17 protein-coding genes are annotated in these 20,860 nt (G+C 54.2%); 7 read left to right on the top strand and 10 right to left on the bottom strand.

Features of this window, described 5'->3' with window-relative positions; translation table 11 throughout:
- Nucleotides 1-43: 43 nt before the first annotated feature.
- Together QP442_RS04090 and QP442_RS04085 are read left to right on the top strand one after the other, a co-directional pair.
- The gene (locus QP442_RS04090) at nucleotides 44-1,399 is read left to right on the top strand and encodes an oligosaccharide flippase family protein (RefSeq protein ID WP_181002095.1); all 1,356 of its coding nucleotides are present in this window, start codon (nucleotides 44-46) and stop codon (nucleotides 1,397-1,399) included.
- Nucleotides 1,396-2,550: a glycosyltransferase gene (locus QP442_RS04085; RefSeq protein ID WP_006681366.1), complete on the top strand. Its 1,155-nt coding sequence runs from the start codon at nucleotides 1,396-1,398 to the stop codon at nucleotides 2,548-2,550. The genes QP442_RS04090 and QP442_RS04085 overlap by 4 nt, the downstream gene beginning before the upstream one ends.
- An 82-nt stretch (nucleotides 2,551-2,632) precedes the next feature.
- On the opposite strand, the gene QP442_RS04080 is transcribed toward QP442_RS04085, so the two are convergent.
- The 4 genes from QP442_RS04080 to QP442_RS04065 form a co-directional block, all read right to left on the bottom strand.
- The gene (locus tag QP442_RS04080; RefSeq protein WP_103632003.1) at nucleotides 2,633-4,837 is read right to left on the bottom strand and encodes a cell wall-binding repeat-containing protein; all 2,205 of its coding nucleotides are present in this window, start codon (nucleotides 4,835-4,837) and stop codon (nucleotides 2,633-2,635) included.
- Between the two features lie 100 nt (nucleotides 4,838-4,937).
- Nucleotides 4,938-5,921, bottom strand: a complete 984-nt coding sequence (locus QP442_RS04075) for a Gfo/Idh/MocA family protein (protein WP_103632004.1) — start codon at nucleotides 5,919-5,921, stop codon at nucleotides 4,938-4,940.
- Between the two features lie 7 nt (nucleotides 5,922-5,928).
- Nucleotides 5,929-7,029, bottom strand: a complete 1,101-nt coding sequence (locus QP442_RS04070) for a DegT/DnrJ/EryC1/StrS family aminotransferase (protein WP_103632005.1) — start codon at nucleotides 7,027-7,029, stop codon at nucleotides 5,929-5,931.
- Nucleotides 7,029-7,628: an acyltransferase gene (locus tag QP442_RS04065; RefSeq protein ID WP_006681370.1), complete on the bottom strand. Its 600-nt coding sequence runs from the start codon at nucleotides 7,626-7,628 to the stop codon at nucleotides 7,029-7,031. Before QP442_RS04065 ends, QP442_RS04070 begins: the two co-directional genes overlap by 1 nt.
- A 120-nt stretch (nucleotides 7,629-7,748) precedes the next feature.
- On the opposite strand from QP442_RS04065, the gene QP442_RS04060 reads away from it, so the two are divergent.
- The 5 genes from QP442_RS04060 (at nucleotide 7,749) to QP442_RS04040 (ending at nucleotide 14,369) form a co-directional block, all read left to right on the top strand.
- Entirely contained in the window at nucleotides 7,749-8,429 is a 681-nt protein-coding gene (locus QP442_RS04060) for a glycosyltransferase family 2 protein (protein ID WP_101627541.1), read from the top strand.
- On the top strand, nucleotides 8,429-8,863 hold the full coding sequence (locus tag QP442_RS04055; protein WP_103632006.1) for a DUF2304 domain-containing protein: 435 nt from the start codon (nucleotides 8,429-8,431) through the stop codon (nucleotides 8,861-8,863). The genes QP442_RS04060 and QP442_RS04055 overlap by 1 nt, the downstream gene beginning before the upstream one ends.
- A 62-nt stretch (nucleotides 8,864-8,925) precedes the next feature.
- Nucleotides 8,926-10,242, top strand: a complete 1,317-nt coding sequence (locus QP442_RS04050; protein WP_101627543.1) for an LCP family protein — start codon at nucleotides 8,926-8,928, stop codon at nucleotides 10,240-10,242.
- Nucleotides 10,239-11,798 carry an LCP family glycopolymer transferase gene (locus QP442_RS04045; protein ID WP_285069653.1) on the top strand — a complete coding sequence of 520 codons (1,560 nt, stop codon included), beginning with the start codon at nucleotides 10,239-10,241 and terminating at the stop codon, nucleotides 11,796-11,798. Before QP442_RS04050 ends, QP442_RS04045 begins: the two co-directional genes overlap by 4 nt.
- A 270-nt stretch (nucleotides 11,799-12,068) precedes the next feature.
- Nucleotides 12,069-14,369 carry an MBL fold metallo-hydrolase gene (locus QP442_RS04040; protein ID WP_285069652.1) on the top strand — a complete coding sequence of 767 codons (2,301 nt, stop codon included), beginning with the start codon at nucleotides 12,069-12,071 and terminating at the stop codon, nucleotides 14,367-14,369.
- 67 nt (nucleotides 14,370-14,436) lie between these two features.
- On the opposite strand, the gene galE is transcribed toward QP442_RS04040, so the two are convergent.
- The 6 genes from galE to QP442_RS04010 all read right to left on the bottom strand — a co-directional run bounded on the left by galE (nucleotide 14,437) and on the right by QP442_RS04010 (nucleotide 20,835).
- Complete coding sequence (gene galE / locus QP442_RS04035) at nucleotides 14,437-15,438, bottom strand: UDP-glucose 4-epimerase GalE (RefSeq protein ID WP_285069651.1); 1,002 nt, start codon at nucleotides 15,436-15,438, stop codon at nucleotides 14,437-14,439.
- Between the two features lie 167 nt (nucleotides 15,439-15,605).
- The gene (purE, locus tag QP442_RS04030; RefSeq protein ID WP_285069650.1) at nucleotides 15,606-16,172 is read right to left on the bottom strand and encodes a 5-(carboxyamino)imidazole ribonucleotide mutase; all 567 of its coding nucleotides are present in this window, start codon (nucleotides 16,170-16,172) and stop codon (nucleotides 15,606-15,608) included.
- Nucleotides 16,173-16,292: 120 nt separating this feature from the next.
- A complete protein-coding gene (locus QP442_RS04025) occupies nucleotides 16,293-17,441 on the bottom strand; it encodes a 5-(carboxyamino)imidazole ribonucleotide synthase (protein ID WP_285069649.1) in 1,149 nt (382 codons plus the stop codon).
- Between the two features lie 105 nt (nucleotides 17,442-17,546).
- Entirely contained in the window at nucleotides 17,547-18,872 is a 1,326-nt protein-coding gene (locus QP442_RS04020; protein ID WP_285069648.1) for an ATP-binding protein, read from the bottom strand.
- Nucleotides 18,873-18,986: 114 nt separating this feature from the next.
- The gene (locus tag QP442_RS04015; RefSeq protein WP_103632065.1) at nucleotides 18,987-19,661 is read right to left on the bottom strand and encodes a response regulator transcription factor; all 675 of its coding nucleotides are present in this window, start codon (nucleotides 19,659-19,661) and stop codon (nucleotides 18,987-18,989) included.
- Nucleotides 19,662-19,779: 118 nt separating this feature from the next.
- Entirely contained in the window at nucleotides 19,780-20,835 is a 1,056-nt protein-coding gene (locus tag QP442_RS04010; protein WP_103632014.1) for an adenylate/guanylate cyclase domain-containing protein, read from the bottom strand.
- Nucleotides 20,836-20,860 lie beyond the last annotated feature (25 nt).

The following is a 20,860-nucleotide window of genomic DNA, read 5'->3' as shown; positions in this document are numbered from 1 at the left end:
CCCTGATACTCCAAGCAGGCACCGTAATGGCACAATTGCACGTATGGGTTCGTCTATCCTGCGTCGAATGCGAGCTGAGCATCCTCAGCTGGCACATATTTCGACGCTTCTGACGGGAACCGTCATTGCACAGCTGATTGTCCTTGTGACAACCCCCATCATCGGGCGTCTCTATACTCCCGAAGATATTGGATCGTTTGCCGCGTTCCTTGCTGTTCCGCAGATTGTCGCAGGCGTGAGTGCTGGCAGATACGACATGGCAATCGTGCTTCCCGCCCGTGACAACGAGGCGCGACGCCTTGTCCGCGTTTCGCTCACGCTGACATCCATCGTTTCAGCGCTGACGTCCGTACTCTGTTGGATCTTTGCCCGCCCCATTTCCCGCGCTTTAAACCACGAGGAATTGGCAGGGATTCTTGGCTGGTCAGGCATTGTTGTCATGTGCCTTTCCGTCACGTCAGTGATGAATTACTGGCTCACTCGGCTCGAACGATTCTCAGCCATTTCATCAAATAGGGTGCTCAATTCTGCCGGTATTGAGTTGAGCCGCATCGGAGCCCCATTTGCTGGCTTAGCTCCCCTAACGGGTCAGATTTTCAGCCAGTTCTTCGGGCAGATCCTCTCTACTTCTGCTCTGCTGTATCGTGGCCGATCGAGCCTCGTTGCCCCCGAGACTGGCGGACGCACCACGAAGCAACTCCTGCGCCGCTACCGGCGAATGCCATTACTTAACGCTCCCAATGTGTTGGTTGATGCTGTGCGAGTCAACGGAATCGTCCTGCTGATTGGCGTGTGGTATTCAGCTGATCCGCAGGGGCAGTTTGCCAAAGCGTGGCTCCTCATGCAGGCGCCCGTAGCTCTGATTACCAGCGCAGTTTCTCAAGTGACCTATCGTTCCCTCGCGGTTGCACCCCGCGGAACAATGCTGGCCACAGTCCTCAGGTCGATCCGTTTATCCTTCTTTGCCTCCATCGGCCCCTTCGTTCTGCTTGCCTTGATCGCTCCTTCGTTGTTCCCCTGGTATTTGGGGTTCGGTTGGGAACAGTCTGGGCTGATTGCTCAAGCCCTCCTCCCCTGGCTTCTGCTCAATGTCGTGACATCGCCGATTTCAACGGTTTTCGTTGTCACAGACAGGCAAGGTCTGATGCTCGCTTTCGCGTGCATGTATGCGGCAACTCCCCTTGGAATCATCCATATCATGGGTGGCGCAGGCTTTCCGATCGTCACCACGCTCTGGGTTGTCTCCATCGTCCAGGCACTGTTACTTGCCGGCCTCACCGCGCTCACGGTTCGCGTTGCTAGAGTCTGGGATAAGTCTGACAATACGGAGTCTTACCCCGTTACGCCACGCACTAGTGGCGTGGCGCCCATGACCGTTGAACAGGCAGATACCGAATGAAAGTCACACTTGCCAAAGGTACCCTGTCGATTCCTCCCACGTATTTCGCCACCGCCCATGCGCTCGCAATGCCGGATATCGACTGGACCATCGTGACTCGTACGGCGTTCATCGATGATCCATCAATGAGCATTCCTGTTCTCCAGGTGGTTCCCGATCGTCTTGCCCCTACAGTTCAACGCGCTGCGAAATGGGCGTATGGGCACGCCATGACACGCATGATTGTTGCCAGCCACCCCGACATCATTCATCAACAGCAGGCAACGTGGTCTCTTCCAGCGGCTCGAGCATCACGCAAGCTCGGTGTTCCACTGGTGACAACCGTGCACGGTGGGGATGCCTATCATCATTCCAACCTTGGAATCCATCTTCCCTCTATACCGAGAAGAGCCGGCGCATATTGGAATGACCTCAATATTGAGGCTGCGTTCCATCAATCTACACAGGTGCTCGCCGTGTCGAGGTTCCTTGCTGACAAAGCTGTTCAATCTGGAGTAGATGCCCGCAAACTGACTGTTCATTACCAAGGCGTCGACACCAGCTGGTGGACTCCCGCCACTTCTTCCATCACCGGCGAACAATCTCCGCTTGCCACCGATGATCCAATCCTGCTTTTCGTCGGAGCGCTGAGCGAGCTCAAAGGGATCCCCGACCTGCTTTCTGCTCACGATTCCCTCTTAAGTTCGTACCCCCATCGCCTTGTCCTGATCGGAGATGGGCCGCTACGTTCTCAAGTCGACAAGGCCGCTTCCGCCGACCCATCAATTCACGTGCTCGGACGCGCAACAAAGGAAGAGGTCCGCAAGTGGATGCGTTGCGCGACCGGCCTCGTACTCCCCACCCAAACAACGAACGGTAGAGCCGAAGCCGCCGGACTTGTCCTTCTTGAAGCGCAAGCGTGCGGGACCCCCGTTATCGCGAATCGGGTCGGTGGAACTCCTGAAATGGTCGCACCATCGTGGAGTGAACATCTCGTAACGGAGCGCGATGTGCAATCCCTTGCATCCCAGATGACAGCCCTGTTGAGCATGAACGAGTCTGAGCGCGAAGAACGCGCTCAGCGTGCGTCACGCTGGGTCAAAGAGAATCGCAGTATCACACGCGCAACCAAGCAACTACGGGATATCTACAGTCAACTCACACACTCGTGAGCCTTGTGAGCGAGCGACTTACCGAAAAAACACCGTGGGCGTGTGAGGAGTATTCCTCACACGCCCACTTTGCTGTTTCTGGTCATCTAGCTGCGCACATCCGGGCTTTCATGAGAACTTCGTCTGAAACGGCACCGGTTCCACCGAGAGCGACAACCTTCTTGGGTTTAACGTCCTTCAAGTAGTCGCAGACACTGGAGGGCAATGAAGCGGTTTCGGTCAACAGACGAGGACCATCGGTGAGGGTGCCTGATGCAACACCATCCATGAAAACATCGCCACGGACAAGATAGACAATTGAAGGCTTTGTCGGATACGAGTGACGCGCTGAAGCAACCGACGTGGAGTAGCGATCTGTCCCTCCGAGCGAGGTGGCGCCAGCAGCTAGGGACACCGAGCCCAGCTGATACTTCTTTCCACCCAGCTTTGATGCCAAAGAAGCAGACGCACTATCCAAGCCAACTCCCGGCTTCGCCAAGAGAATCGGCCCGTCTTCGGCGTTCGCAGCAACCAGAGCGTCAGCTGAACCAACCCCGTTCACACCCAAGCCATCTGCAACGTAAACCGCTGCGGATCTCGTGGGAAACACGTATGAAGCAACACGACGAGCAGTATCAAAACGATCAGCTCCGCCCAAGCGCACCCGAGAAACACCCGGAAGCGAGTTCCAGAGCGAATCTGGCAAGACTCCGGTTCCACCAACCATGACGACCTTTGAAACACCAAGGCGCCGGATTTCGTTGACTGTTTCAGGCTTCACTCCCCCGCGCGAAGCGAAGAGAATTGGTCCGTCTTTAACAACGCCGGCAGCCAAAGCATCAACCGGCGACAGACGGTTCACCAGATAGGCTGTCGTCGCTCCCGAGGGGAAACGCGCTTGCGAAATGGCAACTGCGGTGGAATCACGGTCTGCACCCGAAAGACGCCCGCCTTCAGCGGAAACAGCTCTGGGCCTCTCCTGAACATTGCCTGCTCCGTCAATCCACGCGTTGTTGCCTTCAACGAGGCTGGCAACAACCTTACGCAGACGCGGAAGCTTGTCATAGAACGCTTGACCTGGGCACTCTGTTCCCCCAACGTCACGGTGGCCCGACAATGCTGGAATCCAACGACCACCGGCTGGCTGACCCTGAACCCAGATACCCTTGTAGGGATCCTCGATACCGATTCGTTTAAACAGCCACGCAGCAACCTTTGCCACGGAATTCTGAGCTGCATATGGCGGTTCTTCGTAGACGAAATTTCCGACAACAGAAATGCCCAGCGTGTTCGTGTTCGCGCCGTAGGCATGACCGCCTTCGTAGAAGCCAGTCAAAGATCCTTCGCGACCTTCATATACGGTGCCATAGCGATCAACGAGGAAGTGGTAGCCCACATCACCCCAATCATTCACGTTAGCGTGAAAATTCCAAATCCCCTTCACCACCGCCGCGGCGTCTGCCTTGGAGTAGTCGTTTGCCGAGGCAGTGTGATGGATAACAACACCCTGAGGCTTAATCGCTTCAAGAGTCCAACCTGACGACCGCGGCAGACCGTATTCTCCACGGGACAAAATATTCAGTCCCTGCATTCCAGTGTTGTACGAAGCACCTCGTAAAACAGTATTCACTGCACGCGCGTCTGATTGCTCCTTAAAGTCAACCTTCTTCAACGAAGAATCAGAGCCAAGTTCATTTTCCTGGGTTTCGGTGTACACCACGGCCATATGAACGTTCCCCAGGGCCTGGACATCAGTATCAGTGCCAGGCGCCGCTTTCACGACAGCTTCGATTTTCGAGGCATCCTCAAGATAAATGGGATTCGTGCTCTGCGTCATTGTCTCAGCAACAGCATCCTCAAGTTCGACGTCTGTCCAGCCAGACCACATACCATCGGCTTCGCTTCGGTATGCGATCGTGACTGCGCCTTCTTTAATACCGTCTTCGAACACAACACCGGCAATAACAACACCTGAAGGAAGATCAGACGCGACGTGCAGAACAGATTCTTCATTCTCTTCGGGAACTACTTCGGAAGCATTGTGAAGAGAGCGCTGTTCAACCTCAACAAGGAACGGATCTTCACTTTCACCAGTTCCGTATTCACTTGGAGCGACTTTTTCTTCCATGGGAGCTTCAGCGATGTCTTCCATGCCATGAATATCAGCAATGGAAACCGTGGCAGGAGCAACATCCATGTCAGAGGGAAGAACTAAGTCAGTAGCAGTCGAAGGCGTCGATGGCTGAAGGGCAAGAGCAGCAGCTAACGCGCCCACACTCAGAAGCGACACAATAGACAATCGGCGCACAATTACTCCAAAACGCGGTGACAGATGTTGCTAGTGTGACACATGTTGTTAATGGAAACAATGTGAATTCACCAGTATCACGCCATTGAGCCCCTATTTGTTACAGGGTCACCGCGTACCCTTCGCGCGCAGACTCCAGTATCGCTTCCGTGATTCGTAGGGTCTCTAAAGCTTCACGCATCGAAACATGATTCGCCCCTATACCGTTGATCGCATCGCGGAAGTTCTCCTGTTCAACAACAAGAGGTTCACGCTTATCAATCGCATAGCGAGTCACTGTTCCCTCACTGACACCCCTAAAAGCTGCCACTTGATCCCACTGAACGCGTGTTGAGCCGTTTTCGTAGAACGTCAGGTCCGCCATCGCAGTATCGGCGACCAGGGCCCCCTTCTCTCCAACGACAATCGTCGTGCGATCTTTATAGGGAGAAAGCCAGTTGATCTGGTGGTTGACCAAGATGCCATTATCCAAACAGCCCGAAGCAACCAGCATGTCTTCATCTTCGCGCCCCGAACGATACGCCGTTTGGGCAAAGATTGTCCGATAGCTACTCCCCGTCACCCACTGCGCAAGATCAATGTCGTGCGTTGCCAGATCCTTCACTACACCGACGTCGGAGATGCGCGCCGGGAAAGGTGATTGCCTCCTGGTTGAAATCTGAAAAATTCTTCCAAGCTGACCGCCAGCGATGCGCTGACGCATTTGCATGAGCGCAGGGTTACAGCGCTCAACGTAGCCAACAGCACCGATAACACCAGCATTATCGAATGCTTCAACGATCTTCTTGCCCGCTTCGTATGACGTGGCAAGTGGCTTTTCAACCAATGTGTGAACACCAGCGTCAGCAAGGCTCAGTGCCACTTGCTCATGGAACACCGTCGGTACAGCAACGATCGCCGCATCAATACCTTGGGAAATCATGTCATCAACGCTAGGCAGGACGTTCATGTCATTGCCGACACCAAAGCGATCTCCTGCTGGATCAACAAGGGCAACCAGCTCAACTCCATCGGTTTGTCGAGCAATGCGAACGTGATGGCGCCCCATTGAGCCAACGCCAACGATACCCAAACGAATAGTCATCGAAACCTCATGCCCCAGCGCGAGCAAGCGTGTTCACGGCTTCAACGATGCGTTCACGTTGCTGGTCGATCAAGGATGGATATACGGGCAACGACAATACCTCGCGCGCAGCGCGAAGCGTATTGTCGAGTTCGGTCGATGGCGCATAGGGTTTCAATGACTCAAGCCTATGATTCGGAATCGGGTAATACACTCCGCTTCCCACTCCCCATTCCTCAGCCAATGCCTTCATGAAACGGTCTCGATCAGTATCAATCAGACGAATCGTGTACTGGTGATATACGTGAGTCGCTCCCTCAGCGACACGAGGAACAATTACTCCTTCTAAATGAGTGTCAAAGAATGCGGCATGAGCTTGACGTTGCTTGGTCCACTGTCCAACTTTCGTCAATTGCACCCGCCCGATTGCCGCATGGATGTCGGTCATGCGGTTATTCAAGCCAACCAGCTCATTCGCATACCGTTGTTCCATACCTTGGTTACGCAAAAGACGAACGTTTCGTGCAATCGTCTGATCCGTTGTCGTCACCATGCCACCCTCACCGGATGTCATGTTCTTCGTCGGATAGAAACTGAAAGCTCCAAATGCTCCAAATGTTCCAACGAATTGACCATCAAGCTGAGCCCCGTGTGCTTGGGCCGCGTCTTCAAAGAGCATAAGCGAGTATTTGTCCGCGAGCGCTTTCAGCTCATTCATCGGCGCCGGATGACCATAGAGGTGAACCGGCATAATGGCTTTCGTTCGCTCAGTGATTGCATTTTCAACCGAAGCGGGACTCAGACAGAACGTATCAAGATCAATGTCAGCAAAAACAGGCGTTGCTCCGGCGAGTACAACTGCATTGCCCGTTGCCGCGAAAGTAAACGACGGAACAATAACCTCGTCGCCGACGCCGACCCCCGATGCAAGAAGACCCAAATGAAGCGCAGAAGTTCCTGAATTAACGGCAACGGCATTGGCGCCACCAGCAAGCTGAGCTGAAAACTCGTTTTCAAATGCGGCGACTTCTTTACCCTGGGCAAGCATTCGAGAACGTAGAACTCGGCAAACAGCGTCTACTTCCTCTTCGCCGATAAGGGGATGGGCGGCAGGAATCATTGCAGGCATCAGTCATCGTCTTTCGTCAGGACAGTATCGCCAACGACAGTGTAGGTTTCACCCGTCTTGGGGCAACGCAAACGCGACGGTTGTCCCTCAATCTCTTTCAGTGGAACGCCAGCCGTTCCTACCCAGCCAACCTGTCGGGCAGGAACACCAGCGACAAGGGCATAGTCTGGAACATCTCGCGTAACAACAGCGCCTGCTGCAACCATCGCCCAACGACCAATTGAGACGGGAGCAACCACAACAGCTCGCGCGCCCACCGAAGCTCCATCACCAATTGTGACGCCGACAGGTTGCCAATCATCAGCAGATTTGATGGAGCCATCTACGTTCACTGCTCGTGGAAAATGATCGTTTGTCAGGACGACTGCTGGCCCAATAAAAACTCCGTCACCCAATAGGGCAGGTTCGTACACCAAGGCATAGTTCTGAACTTTGCAGTTAGCTCCCAGCCTGACACCTTCGCCGATATACACGCCGCGACCGATGATGCAGTTCTCGCCCAGAATCGCGGCCTCGCGAATCTGAGCGCAATGCCAAACCGCGCACGAAGGCGGAACTGAGGCGTTCTCGCTCACATCCGCGCTTGCTTGAATACTCACCGGTCATCCTTTCATAGGCAACACTCCTACTGTACCGGCGACGTTTCTTTCCTCTCAATGCTCTTCATCCCCATACACTCACGTCGCCACGCTGCATATAAGAGTGCGAGAATAGCGGTCATGAGGATTGATGACGATACGTGGATCATCATCCCTACGTACAACGAGGGACAGATGATCGGCACCGTTATCGATGCTTTGATGCCTTATTTTTCTCGGATTCTCTGTGTAGACGACGGGTCAAACGATGATTCTGCCAAGGTCGCCCGCTCACATGGAGCCACTGTCATTACCCACCCGATCAATCTTGGTCAGGGCGCAGCTCTGCAAACAGGAATCGAATGGGTGAAGACTCATACATCGGCGCGCTGGATTGTCACTTTTGATGCTGACGGTCAACACGATCCGAAAGATGCTCGTTCAATGGTGGAATACGGGAAAGAGAATCAGCTGGGTTTCGTGCTTGGATCTCGTTTCTTAGGAAGACACGGCAAGTCCGTTCCGCTACTACGTCGCGTTGCGCTAAGAACAGTGGCATTCATTTCCGGTCTACTCGGGGGGCTTCGTCTGTCGGATGCACACAACGGGCTTCGAGCTCTGAACCGTGATGCTTTTAGCCACGTGCACCTGCATCACAACCGCATGGCACACGCCTCGGAGATTAATTCTCAGTTGGCACGCACTCACTTGCCTTATGCTGAGTACCCGGTCCACATCACGTATTCGGACTATTCGCAAGCTAAGGGACAATCCCTTTTAAACGGCGTCAATATTCTTGTTGATCTTATGTGGGAGCGATGATGACAGAGTATTTTCTTATCCGCGCCCTACTGATCATCGGTCTTGCCCTTGTCACGTGGCTACTGGTTCGCCCAGTTCAAAGCCAATCGCATCTTGCCGCCCAACGGCTACTGATCCTCGTCATCGTTATCTTTGCCATCATCACAATTGTGTATCCGCCACTTCTGAACCAGATTGCGCGGGTTGTCGGTGTAGAACGGGGCATTAACCTTTTGGTCTACGCCCTCATTATCTGTGTACTCGCCCAGATGAGCGCGTCGTATCGCAATTCCATGGCGCTGGAAAAACGAATCACTCTTCTTGCCCGCCAAGTCGCGCTTCGCAACGACCCACCTTCGCGCGAATCCCCTCTGACGACGCATACTCACACCACCGACGAGCCCGGGAATCCCTCAAGTGAGCCAAGTACCACTCTGAACAACACGGGCGATTAAAAACGCCACTTTTGGGTGCCCAACCGCCGAAAACGCTTCTATTCACGCTACGATCGACACCGATGAGTAAAAAAACGTTGAAGAATCGGGCAAACCTGGTTCAGCATGCCGCACGGAACCCCTTCCGTTTTGGTGTTCTGCGAACCGTGCTCGCATCTCTTTTGACCGTGACGCTATTCGTTGGCTCCACTGCGGCTTTCGTCTATCGGAGCCTTGCCAATCAGGTGAAGAACGCGTCGCTGGATATTTCTGCGCTTGAGGCACCTCAATCCACCAAACCAGAACCAATGAAGCTCATCGATGCTTATGTGGGACAACCGATCAATATTCTTGTCTCCGGTGTCGACTCACGCTATAACCAAAGCTCTGACTACGGTGACGCCGAAGAACTGACGACGATTCAGTCCGACACGACGATGATCGCCCATATTTCCGCCGATCGTTCGGAAGTCACATTTGTCTCCATTCCTCGCGATCTTCTGACCCATATCCCTTCGTGTATGCGTTCAGATGGTTCGATTACGTCGTCGTACTACGGAATGTTTAACTCAGCATTTGCAATGGGTGCCGGTACAAACGATCTGGCAGGTGGCGTTGCCTGTACCAAAGCAACGGTCGAAGAACTGACTGGTTTAACGATTGACGGATTCATTGTTGTTGACTTCACCGGCTTTAAAGGGTTGATCAATGCTGTCGGTGGCGTGTGGCTAGATATTCCTGAAGAAATGTACGATCCCGCGTCCGGTCTCGATCTTGAGGCAGGGTGCCAGTACCTCGACGCGAATAGCGCGCTAGCGTACGCGCGCGCTCGTAAAAATGTCGGCGACGGTTCAGATATTTCTCGTATTGGACGCCAGCAACAGCTGATCGCGGCAGCGCTTCGTGAACTTTTGTCCCGAAACTTTATTACTGATTTCCCCGCCCTGATTTCTTTCGTTCAGGCAGCAATTGCTTCTCTTACAGTGTCACCGAACTTCGGCGACATTAACGCTGATGCCGGTCTGTTTGCCTCCATGCTGAAGTTGCAGGCATCGAACATTCGCTTCACAACGATGCCGTGGGCTGAAGCCCCCGAGGATCCCAACCGAGTGATTGAGATTGAATACCTTTCGCGACCATTGTGGCAGGCATTAGCAACTGACACTCAGCTACCGGGAGGTACAGAGTACACCGACGGGACCGGGGCTCACATGACGATCCCTTATGAAGACGCACCTGCTGATTCCACTCAATCAGTTGCTCAGGCTTCTTCCTCCTCTTCCGGCGGAGTCATTGAAGAACAAGATGAATCTGACACGACTGCCGTGTCAGATACTGCATCATCTGCTTCCAGCGACACCGCTCAACCTGTCCCTGCAACCTGTCCCCCGAACCGATGAGCACCGAACCTCCCTCTTTCGTCCCTTCATCTGGTCGAAAGCGTCCTACACGCGCGGATGTAAAGAAGGTGAATGGCGAGACACGCCACCCTGATTCTCCGGGCATTCCTCGCCTCTCTGTCGAACAGCGAGCTATTTCGTCCTCAGAATCGGGAGCAGATTCGAAGGATCAGGTTCTTCAGCGCCCCGTTATTCGGCTCCGTGAACGCCCTCGTGTCAGCGGTATTGCGGCAGACGATGCCGAACCGCATGCGTGGCGAATCGGATCAGAATCAGCAGATGAACAGATGCCGAAGCGTTCTTTGCTCCCAACAACCGCTGACCAACCTGCTGAAAATCTTCCTCCATCTTTTGCTCCCGGACGCAAACATCGCGTGGGGCGAAACTCAGATTCAAGCGAGCATCGGCAAACAGCAAATCCCCCTGCTTATACTCCGGGTCGCACGATGTCGAAGCCTAGCGGGATCACTCATACTCCACCTACTCAGGAATCTCGCCAACGTGGAATGTCAACAACCACGTCTTCTGTTCAGCGCTTTCAACCACGGGGTCAATCAACGAACGCTGTCTCTTCGAAAGCGTCGCTTCGTCACCCTGTAGCACCAAAGAAACGTTCTGCTCATTGGGGACGCAAACTCGTCTCCCTTGTGGTCGCCCTTCTTGTCCTGATCGTTGCGTGGGGAGCTTTTTTGGTGTGGGATGCTAATTCTCACCTTGGTCGAACAAACGCTTTGACAAGCGGAGCGAACACGCCCGGTACAACCTATCTTTTAGCAGGATCTGATTCCCGCGCAGACGGCGCAGTGCAGGATGATTTTGACGGGAATGATCGCTCGGACACCATTATGTTGGTTCACGTCGCTCAGAATGGTCAAGCAACAGCCCTCTCCATCCCGCGCGACAGCTACGTGGAGATCCCCGGCTACGGCTGGGACAAGATCAATGCTTCTTTCGCATATGGTGGAGCAAATCTGCTGACACAGACAGTTGAAAATCTGACCGGATTGCACGTTGATCACTATGTTCAGGTCGGCATGGGTGGCGTTGCGAATATTGTCGATGCCGTTGGCGGAATCAATGTATGTTTCGACGGTGATGTCAGCGATGATCCTTCTGGGCTTGTCTGGCAAGCTGGATGTAGCGACGTTGATGGGATGACAGCCCTAGCCTTCTCACGTATGCGCTACTCGGATCCGAAGGGCGATATTGGTCGTGCTGAGCGGCAACGTCAGGTGATTTCAAAAGTTATTGACAAGTCCGCAAGCATCGGAACATTTGTTAACCCTGCACGTACTTTGCGCCTTGAGCGAGCTGGCTCTGAGTCTTTCACTGTCGATGAGGATTCGTCCGTTGTCGATGTTGGGAAGCTTGTTTTGGCGTTCCGCTCTGCATCGAATAACGGATTGATCGGCGCTCCCCCCATCGACGAGATTAACTATCAGACTGATATGGGCACCTCTGCTGTCCTTCTTGAAGGAACAACAGCCCCTGATTTCTTTGAGAAGCTGCGTTCAGGCTCACTCTCCACCGAAGATTTCAATATCTTCAACGGTTAATTCTCAGTTTCAGTATTGTTCGGTATCTATACGATAAGATTGCGATTGTCCCACCTGCGCTACTGCGTAGCCCTTCTTGAATCATGACTGGAATACCGAGAATGTCGAACTACCCCCCCCCGTTCATTTGCGCACTCACGTGAAATAATCGGATTATTAACGATTACTACAAGCATTATTCTGGGGAGTTCCGTTCTAGCGTCACCAGCGTTTGCGGAAGATAATCCTACTCATCCGGCGAAAAGCGCAACGGATGACAAGATCCATGTGATGGCGTTTGAAGGAAGTGACGCCATTATTCTTGAATCGAATGGGCGCTTTGCTTTCGTCGATTCAGGAGAAGATGCTGATTATCCTGACGGTTCGGATCCTCGTTATCCGCTTCAGCCAAACACCACACGGTCAACAACGTATGATAAGAAGCTCTTTCAGTACCTTGATTCACTCGGTGTCAACGAAACCAACGTCGACTTTTACCTAGGAACCCATCCGCACTCGGATCATATCGGGACTGCCGACGAGGTCATCTATCGGTATCGCCCGCATCGCGTTTATACACCAGAATATGACGACTCTTGGATCACCGAGCCAGCACGTCTTTGGGATAACCAGTATGTCTACGACCGTCTAGTCAGTGCGGCAAAAGAGACTGGGGCACATCTTATCCAGCATTTAGCACCAGGAGCTCCCCTTATTCCCGACGACGATAATCCCGGGGTCGCTTCACCCGAATTCGATTTTGGTGATATGCATATCGAGATTGTTCACTACGGCGAGGAATACCACCACGCAGGAGCGATCGCCGACGCAAACGAAATCGCTTGGGGCGTGAAAGTCACTGCTCACGGACATAGTGCTTTCTTGGCCTCAGATATTCAGACAACTCATGGTGCTGAACATGAGGTCGCCCAAGTAGTCGGAGACGTTGATTTCCTTAAACTTGGCCATCATGGAACATACACGTCGAATAGCGAAGAAATGTTGACAGCATTGCATCCCGAGATTGCTGTTCAAACTGGCTCTTTTGCGTATATGTTTGCTGATTCCGTGCAAGTTCTAGAAAGAATTGGAACGGAATGGTACCCGGTTGATGAGGTTCTCGCAGCCGGTTATCAGGCACTCGTTGTGAATTTTGCCGATGACGCACTCACCATCAGTGACCTCGGAAACGATGTCTTTTTCAGAAGACGTTTTAATGCTTCACCCTATGTGACCGCATATAGTGCAGGACATCCTATTGCTCAATATGGCTGGCATCGCATGAGCGACGGAACATATTTTTGGTTTGAGAACAGCCCCTATGCAACTGAGAATGACTGGATCCACACCGATAGAGAAACATACTATGCAGGAAGCAACGCACAGCTGACGCGTGGCTGGGCCAAAATCGACTCCTCTTGGTATCTGTTCAGTTCAACGGGCACATTGCAAAAAAATCAGTGGGTTTCTTCGAATGGCCGTTGGTCATATTTGAATGCCGATGGCCAAGCTGTCACCGGATGGCAGGAAGTGAACGGTGTTCTTTATCATTTTGACGACAATGCCGTTATGTCCACAAACGCCTGGGCACAGCGTGACGGTCATTGGTACTACCTCAACTCCAACGGGCATCCCGTCACTAATCAGTGGCTGAGCGATAACGGAGCTTGGTATTACCTGACTGCATCCGGGGCAACGGCAACCGGATGGAAAACCATCGGAGGCACCAGCTACTACTTCTTAGCCAGTGGCGCAATGGCGTCAGGTCAGTGGATTGAGGACAACGGCACTTGGTATTACGCTTCACCTTCAGGTTTTCTTGAACGAAATGCGTGGAGGAAATCTGGAAACACCTGGTACTACCTGACAGCATCAGGTGCAGCTTCTACTGGATGGACCAGCGTAAACGGAGTCTGGTACTACTTCTTTGAGAATGCTTCGATGGCATCGTCGCAATGGGTGAAGGACAACGAACGCTGGTACTACCTGGCTTCATCGGGAGCGATGGAAACGAACCAGTGGAAGCAATCTGGAAACACCTGGTACTACCTGACAGCATCAGGTGCAGCTTCTACTGGATGGACCAGCGTAAACGGAGTCTGGTACTACTTCTTTGAGAATGCTTCGATGGCATCGTCGCAATGGGTGAAGGACAACGAACGCTGGTACTACCTGGCTTCATCGGGAGCGATGGAAACGAACCAGTGGAAGCACTTCGCTTCTGACTGGTACTATTTAACTGGTTCTGGAGCAAGCGCAGTCGGGTGGTACAGCGTCGGGCACACGTGGTATCACTTTGGCCCCGATGCAAGGATGCAGTCAAACACGTGGGTTCGCGAGACTTCAGGTGGGGCTTCCAAGTATTTCCTCGGACCCACGGGCGCAATGGCAACCAACCAATGGGCACTCGATGGAGCAGAGTGGTACTACCTGTCTAACTCCGGATCTCCTGCAACAGGATGGCAAGCAATCCGTGGAAGCTGGTACTATCTTGGAAAGCTTGGCCGTATGGTGACTGGAACTATCCAGATCGGCGAGAAGACATATTCATTTGAACCGACAGGACGCTGGATTTCCTCAGTTTCAAGCTGAAGATCATGCAACGGGGTGTGGGGGATGGTCGTAACGACCATCCCCCACACCGCAAGTAATCGAAGACTTACTTCATGTACTTTGTCACGTCGATACGGCGAGGTCCGGCCTGCCAGCCGGAAAAACTTGACTCCAAAATATCGTGAAGCGTATGGCGTGCTACCCAACCGAGTTCTTCACTGATCCGTGTTGCGTCCCCAACAAGGACGGGGGGATCACCCGCACGCCGCGATTCCTCAACGACTTCGAAATCCCAACCGGCAACGCGTCGCAGTCCGTCAATGATTTCGCGGACAGAAGTGCCCCTCCCGGTTCCAACGTTGAAGACGTTATGTTGAAGTGGACGAGAATCAGCAAGAGCATCGAGGGCAGCGATATGAGCTTCTGCAAGATCTCGAACGTGGATGTAGTCGCGAACGCATGTACCGTCCGGAGTGTCATAATCCGATCCGAAAATCCTGGCGGGCTCATCGCGTTCAACACGATCGAGAACCATCGGAACCACGTTCAAGATTGCCAGATCTGCTAGATCATCCCAGCCAGCACCGGCAACATTAAAGTAGCGCAACCCGATCCATTTGAGGCCCCATGTGACCTCGCAGTCATGCATCATCCACTCGCCTATAAGCTTCGTTTCACCATAGGGATTAATCGGATGGCATTCGGTATCTTCGCTAATGATATGAACGTCCGGCATTCCGTAAACAGAGGCTGACGATGAGAAGATGATCTGTTCAATACCAGCATCGTTCATGGCGCGAAGGAGATTCGCGAGGCCACCAATGTTCTGCTGGTAGTACCACATGGGGCGTCGAACCGACTCCCCTACCTGCTTTCGTGCTGCACAATGAACAACGGCAGTGACGTCTTCATCCAGCATGACGTTCGCAAGATCTGTGCTTGCGCTATCGGTAGCGATATCAAGAGTGATGAGTTTTGCGTCTTCTACCCTTGATGCTGTGCCCGTTGAAAGATCATCGACAACGATGACCTTTTCGCCTCGTTCCAATAGCAGTCGGACTACGTGGGATCCGATATATCCAGCGCCACCAGTGACAAGAATGCTCATGCTCTCATCCTAGTCACCGTATAGCCGCCTCAAAGGACTTCGTCGGTTTCTTCCGCCTTTGTCCACCTATTGGCGAGGCCCAGCTAGGTCGTACTTCCGTCACACACAATGCGAGCCACGATGCCCGCGGGAATCTTGCGGAGCCACGTTTGTCTTGGCGTTAATGCTTAGCTCAACGAAGCTTTCACTGTGTCAGCTAGGGCGCTCCCCTTTGCCGTTGCAACGTCACGCAGAGCAACTTGGAATTGACGCATTTGGGCGCGCAGTTTCTCGGCCTGGGCTCCTTCACCTGCTCCAAGGATTCGTGCCGCCAGAAGGCCAGCATTGCGCGCACCGGCAATCGAAACCGTAGCAACGGGAACGTCTGCCGGCATCTGGACGATCGAGTGCAGGGAATCGACACCATCAAGGTGTTTGAGAGGAACGGGAACACCGATGACTGGAAGTTCCGTAAGGGCTGCGAGCATACCCGGCAGGTGCGCCGCACCGCCTGCGCCAGCGATGATGACGCGCAAACCTCGAGCGGAAGCGCTTCGCCCGTACGCAACCATGTCTTCGGGCATACGGTGTGCAGAGACCACACCCACCTCGCAGGCGATACCGAATTCTGCGAGCGCAGCAACAGCGGGTTCCATGGTGGGCCAGTCGGAATCGGATCCCATGACGATACCGACTGCAGGGTTGTCTCCGGTCTTTGTCAGAGTGATATCGAGCTGGTGTGTTTCGGTTGTCATCGATGGCTCCTTCACTAAAACGGTCAATGGGTCATGTATGCGGGCATGATTACGGATCGGGGGTGTGAGTGCCACCCGGCCTCGTCGGTGACGAAGAACGAGAGGCGAAATATGTGAGCGTTAGCCACGCAGAGTGGCGACAACGGCTTCAGCTTCGGCGCGTGCAACGGCTGGGTCCTTGTCGACGACGGTGACGTGACCGAGTTTGCGCCCGGGGCGAACCTCTTTGCCGTAGAGATGCACTTTGGCGCGCGGGTGGTCTGCGAGCGCAGAGGCAAGGTGGCGTGCTGGGTCGGCGAATTCGGAGCCAAGCAGGTTCACCATGACCGCGTGTGTTCCAGGATTGACGAGGTCTGTTGAACCGAGGGGCAGGTCAAGGACAGCGCGAAGATGCTGTTCGAATTGGCTGGTGAACGCCCCATCGATCGTCCAATGGCCGGTGTTGTGTGGGCGCATCGCAAGCTCGTTCACAAGGACGTGCTGGTCGCTTCCTTGTCCGACGACGAACATTTCGACGGCTAGGACACCCGTGACGCCAAGTTCACGCGCGACCGTTTCACCAATCGATGTGGCCTGGGCACGTGTTTCCTCAGTCAGGCCTTGAGCAGGCGCGGTAACCACGGAGCAGACTCCGTCCACCTGTTCGGTGGATGCGACCGGCCAGGATGCGATCTGACCGGAGGGAGTACGTGCGCTCAGGGAGGCGACTTCTGAGGTGAAGGGGACGCAGTCTTCGGCAAGAAGAGTTCCTTTGGCAAGCCAATCGACGGCGTCTTCAGCTTGGTGAATCACTCGTACACCGTGGCCGTCATATCCGCCGACCGGAGTCTTCACGACGATCGGCCACGTGCCAGCATCACCGAAAGAGGCGAGTTCTTCAAGGGTGGACACTTTCGCCCAACGGGGACATGGAATGCCCAGCTCGGTTAACTTTTCGCGCATTGCAAGTTTGTCTTGGGCATACAGCAACGCGGTTCGCGGGGGCTCTGCTGGAAGGTAGCCCTTGGCGACATCAAAGACCGAAGCCGGAATATGTTCGTGTTCGAACGTGACCACATCCGCACCGTCAATCAGCTGTGCAACGGCGTCGGTATCGCCTGGCATTCCGACGATCGACGTGGCGAGTGCCTGTCCTGTTGACCCATCCGAGGATTCAACAAGCGCACGAAGTTCAAAACCGAGGGCGATCGAACTTTCCGCCATCATTCGGGCAAGCTGCCCACCGCCAATTACTGCAACAACCGGACGAGTGTCCTTGGCTTGATCCATGGCTCTTAATCTAGTCGCAAGGGGCTTATGGGCGCACCTACGTTCACGGCGATGTCAGAGCCTCATTGTTCTTCCATTGGGATGCGCGCGAAAGCAACGCCAATTTCAGAAGCGACGAGAACGACGCCCCATCGAGACAACCGATCCCTGTGGCATGACGTGATCCGGGTCCATCGAAGCAGGAATCGCAGAAAGCGAAACGGTGAAAATCGGAGGATGGTTCTGTGTCAGTTCCAGACGCCCACCCATCGCTTGAGTCAGGTCTTTCGCCAGCGCTAAGCCGATCCCCGTCGAACCGTGGCCGGAAACTCCCTTGGCAAAAATATCGGGAGCAAGATCATCGGCGACACCCGATCCTTCGTCTGAGACTTCGATAATGACTCCGCGCTTGTTCGCCGACTTCCGTGCGACGACCAGGGTTGTGCCTTCACCGTAGTTCAGCGAATTTTCAATCAATGTGGCAAGGACCTGGGAAAGCTTGCTGGCGTCGGCAAGCAACGGCAGTTCAGCTTCGTCGGTGAATACGAGGCTGCGCCCGGCTTTTTCGAACGCGGATTCCCATTCTTCGCGCTGTGTGTTGAACGCTTCAAGAATGTGGATTGCTTCAGTTTGCGCAGATGCTCGGGCGTTCGCATCAAGGAGTTCAGCCACAACGCCCGTGAGGCGTTCGACCTGTTCGAGACAGTTGCGAGCTTCTTCTTGTACCTCGGGTTCAGTGGAGATCATTTCAATCTCTTCGAGGCGCATGGAAAGTGCAGTCAGTGGAGTGCGAAGCTGGTGTGACGCATCGGCTGCGAACTGACGTTCGGCAGCTAGCCTGCCCGCCATGCGTTCACTGGTACGCGACAGTTCTTCTTGGACCAAGTCGATTTCTTCGATGCCCGAAGGTTTGACCTGAGCACGAACCTGGCCCGCACCGACCTGCTCAGCGTGGGCTGCCAGGTAGATGAGGGGCGCGGATAGCTGGCGTGAAAAGCGGAGGGCAAGGGCTAAACCAACCAGCAGGCACACTGCGATTCCGGCAATAAAGATTCCGAACACGAATGCGATACGTTTCAGCGTTTGTTCTGCGGATACTTCCATGCGGATCGACGTTCCCGCCGTGGATGACGCATGCACGACGAACGACATTCCCCGGGGTTTTTCCCCGGCAAGCATCAGTCCGTGTTGGCGCGTGTTCACACTGATATAGGCATTACCCCGCATGTCGGTCACTGGTTTCGCCAAAGACGTGACCGTGTCTTGATCGACATCTGCACCAGTCGCTATACGACGATCGATTGTGTTCACAATCGTCTGTGCCCTGGCTTGGACGCGATCCTGATCAGCCTTCCACACAATGGTGGACGTTGCGACCGCACCGGGAATACCCATCAGGAAACACACCACTGCAACAGCAGTGACAATCATGCGAACGGCTTTTTTACGCATGGTCCCCTTTCATTCCCTACGATTCCCGGCGAAGCGATGCTGTCAGATCGTTCCCCTGAAATAGGTTACCCGCGGCGAAGGATTCGCCGCGGGCCCCATAAGGTTGTCAGTGTGTCAGCGGACTTCGAACCGGAAGCCCATACCCCTGACGGTGGTGATGTAGTGCGGTTTGGTCGCATCATCGCCAAGCTTTCGACGAAGCCATGAGACATGCATGTCCAGAGTCTTCGTGGATCCTGTCGGGTCCGATCCCCAGACCTCACGCATCAGAGCGTCACGTTCGACAACGCTTCCCGCGTCGCGAAGCAGTACGCGCAACAGGTCGAATTCCTTCGCCGTCAGCTGTAATTCTGTTGAACCAACGAAAGCACGGTGAGCGTTCACATCAACGCGAACATCCTGAGCGCCCAGGTCACCCTCGACGCTTTCGGTTCCCGTGCGACGCAGAAGAGCACGGACGCGCGCAAGAAGTTCTGCAAGGCGGAAAGGCTTGGTCACGTAATCATCGGCGCCGGTATCCAGGCCAACAACCATATCGACTTCATCAGTGCGCGCCGTCAGGATCAGAATCGGAACGCTCTTTCCCGACGCACGAATTTCACGCGCGACATCCAGACCATCCATGTCTGGAAGGCCAAGGTCAAGCAGAACGAGGTCAGCGCCATCTACTTCAGCGAGTGCGCCACGACCGGTGCCGTGCGCACGCACTTCGTAGTTCTCGCGGCCAAGGGCGCGAGCGAGAGGTTCGCTGATCGCGGGATCATCTTCAACGAGCAGAACAGTAGTCACGTACCCCATCATATACTTTCAAGATAATTTCTTTCAGATTTCTTGACCTTTTGGACACGGGTTTGTTGAGAAGCTCATGCACGTCAAAGTGCCCGGCCTCGTATATAAAAGCGGGCCCCTAGTCTTGGAGCGTCAGCAAGTAGGGGGAAACCGGACCAAATCCGTGGAGGTCCGCGGAGGGGAATTCCTCCAAGCGATACCCATCCCCCGCCTTCGAAGCAACGGCAGTAGCGGTCGCTGGGTCCGTCAAAATCTGACCGACCGGCGCAATATCAACCAAACGAGAAGCCAAGTTCACCGTCGGGCCGAACACGTCACCCGAACGTGAGAAGACATCGCCACGGACGAAAGATGCACGAACAGGAAGGATCGTATCATCCGCATTCAAGCGCTCAATCAGCGAAAAAATCACGTTCAAACCGGTCTCAAGATCATCGGCAATGTACAAAACAGCATCGCCCAGCGTCTTCACCACGCGACCGCCAGCCTGCGTGATCGCCTGACGCGATTCGGCTTCAAAGTGCTCGATCAGTTCGACGACCTCACCACCCAGGATTGTCGACGACGACGTGTAGGACACCATGTCGACAAAGCCCAACGAACGATTGAGTGGGAACCGAGCCTTGGAGTTCTCGTGACCGCGCTGGGACACTTCCTTATCCAAGCGCGACAGCAATGCCTCCATCTGACGCTGCCACGAGTGAATGAACATCCTCTCGAATGCCTCGACACGGTCCTTCATATGGTCTAGAACGTAGAGGCGAGCCGTCGTGTCATCCAAGCCTAGGCGTCGCACCGCGTCTTCAACAAGCGCTTCACACTGCCACAGCGCTAGACGATCGGCCAAGTGGGAATTCGCCCTCAGAAGCGAATGGCTGGTTGCCGTGTCAATCGCCTGTGAATCAATCATGTCGTTCCACGAGACGAACACGTCCAGATCACGTTCGGTGAACGTCTTTTCGCCAGGCTCAGGGGGGCGGAATCCCAGTGAATTCCAAAAGTCATTGATTTGTTCAACGGTAGTACCAGCGTGCTGGGCGAGCTCGTCGGCACTCATCGTCAGAGGACCGCCCAAAAGGCGGGGAACGTAGCGTTTAACGGTCTGATGGTCGTCCGAAGTAGGGGACTGAGACTGGTGAGCTTGAGCTTCGCCATTGGGCACAGCGCTGTCCATCTCTCCCCTTCACATACAGATCCAC

It is taken from the genome of Pauljensenia sp. UMB1177 (assembly GCF_030217965.1).
In the GTDB taxonomy this organism is placed as follows: domain Bacteria; phylum Actinomycetota; class Actinomycetes; order Actinomycetales; family Actinomycetaceae; genus Pauljensenia; species Pauljensenia turicensis_A.
This window is presented reverse-complemented; position numbering and strand designations above follow the sequence as displayed.

Excerpts from the sequence above, each read along its gene's own strand:
- purE (WP_285069650.1), bottom strand. The coding sequence starts at position 16,172 with ATGACAACCGAAACACACCAGCTCGATATCACTCTGACAAAGACCGGA.
- QP442_RS04050 (WP_101627543.1), top strand. The coding sequence starts at position 8,926 with ATGAGTAAAAAAACGTTGAAGAATCGGGCAAACCTGGTTCAGCATGCC.
- QP442_RS04010 (WP_103632014.1), bottom strand. The coding sequence starts at position 20,835 with ATGGACAGCGCTGTGCCCAATGGCGAAGCTCAAGCTCACCAGTCTCAG.
- QP442_RS04085 (WP_006681366.1), top strand. The coding sequence starts at position 1,396 with ATGAAAGTCACACTTGCCAAAGGTACCCTGTCGATTCCTCCCACGTAT.
- QP442_RS04055 (WP_103632006.1), top strand. The coding sequence starts at position 8,429 with ATGACAGAGTATTTTCTTATCCGCGCCCTACTGATCATCGGTCTTGCC.
- QP442_RS04090 (WP_181002095.1), top strand. The coding sequence starts at position 44 with ATGGGTTCGTCTATCCTGCGTCGAATGCGAGCTGAGCATCCTCAGCTG.
- QP442_RS04070 (WP_103632005.1), bottom strand. The coding sequence starts at position 7,029 with ATGCCTGCAATGATTCCTGCCGCCCATCCCCTTATCGGCGAAGAGGAA.
- galE (WP_285069651.1), bottom strand. The coding sequence starts at position 15,438 with ATGAGCATTCTTGTCACTGGTGGCGCTGGATATATCGGATCCCACGTA.
- QP442_RS04075 (WP_103632004.1), bottom strand. The coding sequence starts at position 5,921 with ATGACTATTCGTTTGGGTATCGTTGGCGTTGGCTCAATGGGGCGCCAT.
- QP442_RS04040 (WP_285069652.1), top strand. The coding sequence starts at position 12,069 with ATGGCGTTTGAAGGAAGTGACGCCATTATTCTTGAATCGAATGGGCGC.
- QP442_RS04020 (WP_285069648.1), bottom strand. The coding sequence starts at position 18,872 with ATGCGTAAAAAAGCCGTTCGCATGATTGTCACTGCTGTTGCAGTGGTG.
- QP442_RS04025 (WP_285069649.1), bottom strand. The coding sequence starts at position 17,441 with ATGGATCAAGCCAAGGACACTCGTCCGGTTGTTGCAGTAATTGGCGGT.
- QP442_RS04060 (WP_101627541.1), top strand. The coding sequence starts at position 7,749 with ATGAGGATTGATGACGATACGTGGATCATCATCCCTACGTACAACGAG.
- QP442_RS04045 (WP_285069653.1), top strand. The coding sequence starts at position 10,239 with ATGAGCACCGAACCTCCCTCTTTCGTCCCTTCATCTGGTCGAAAGCGT.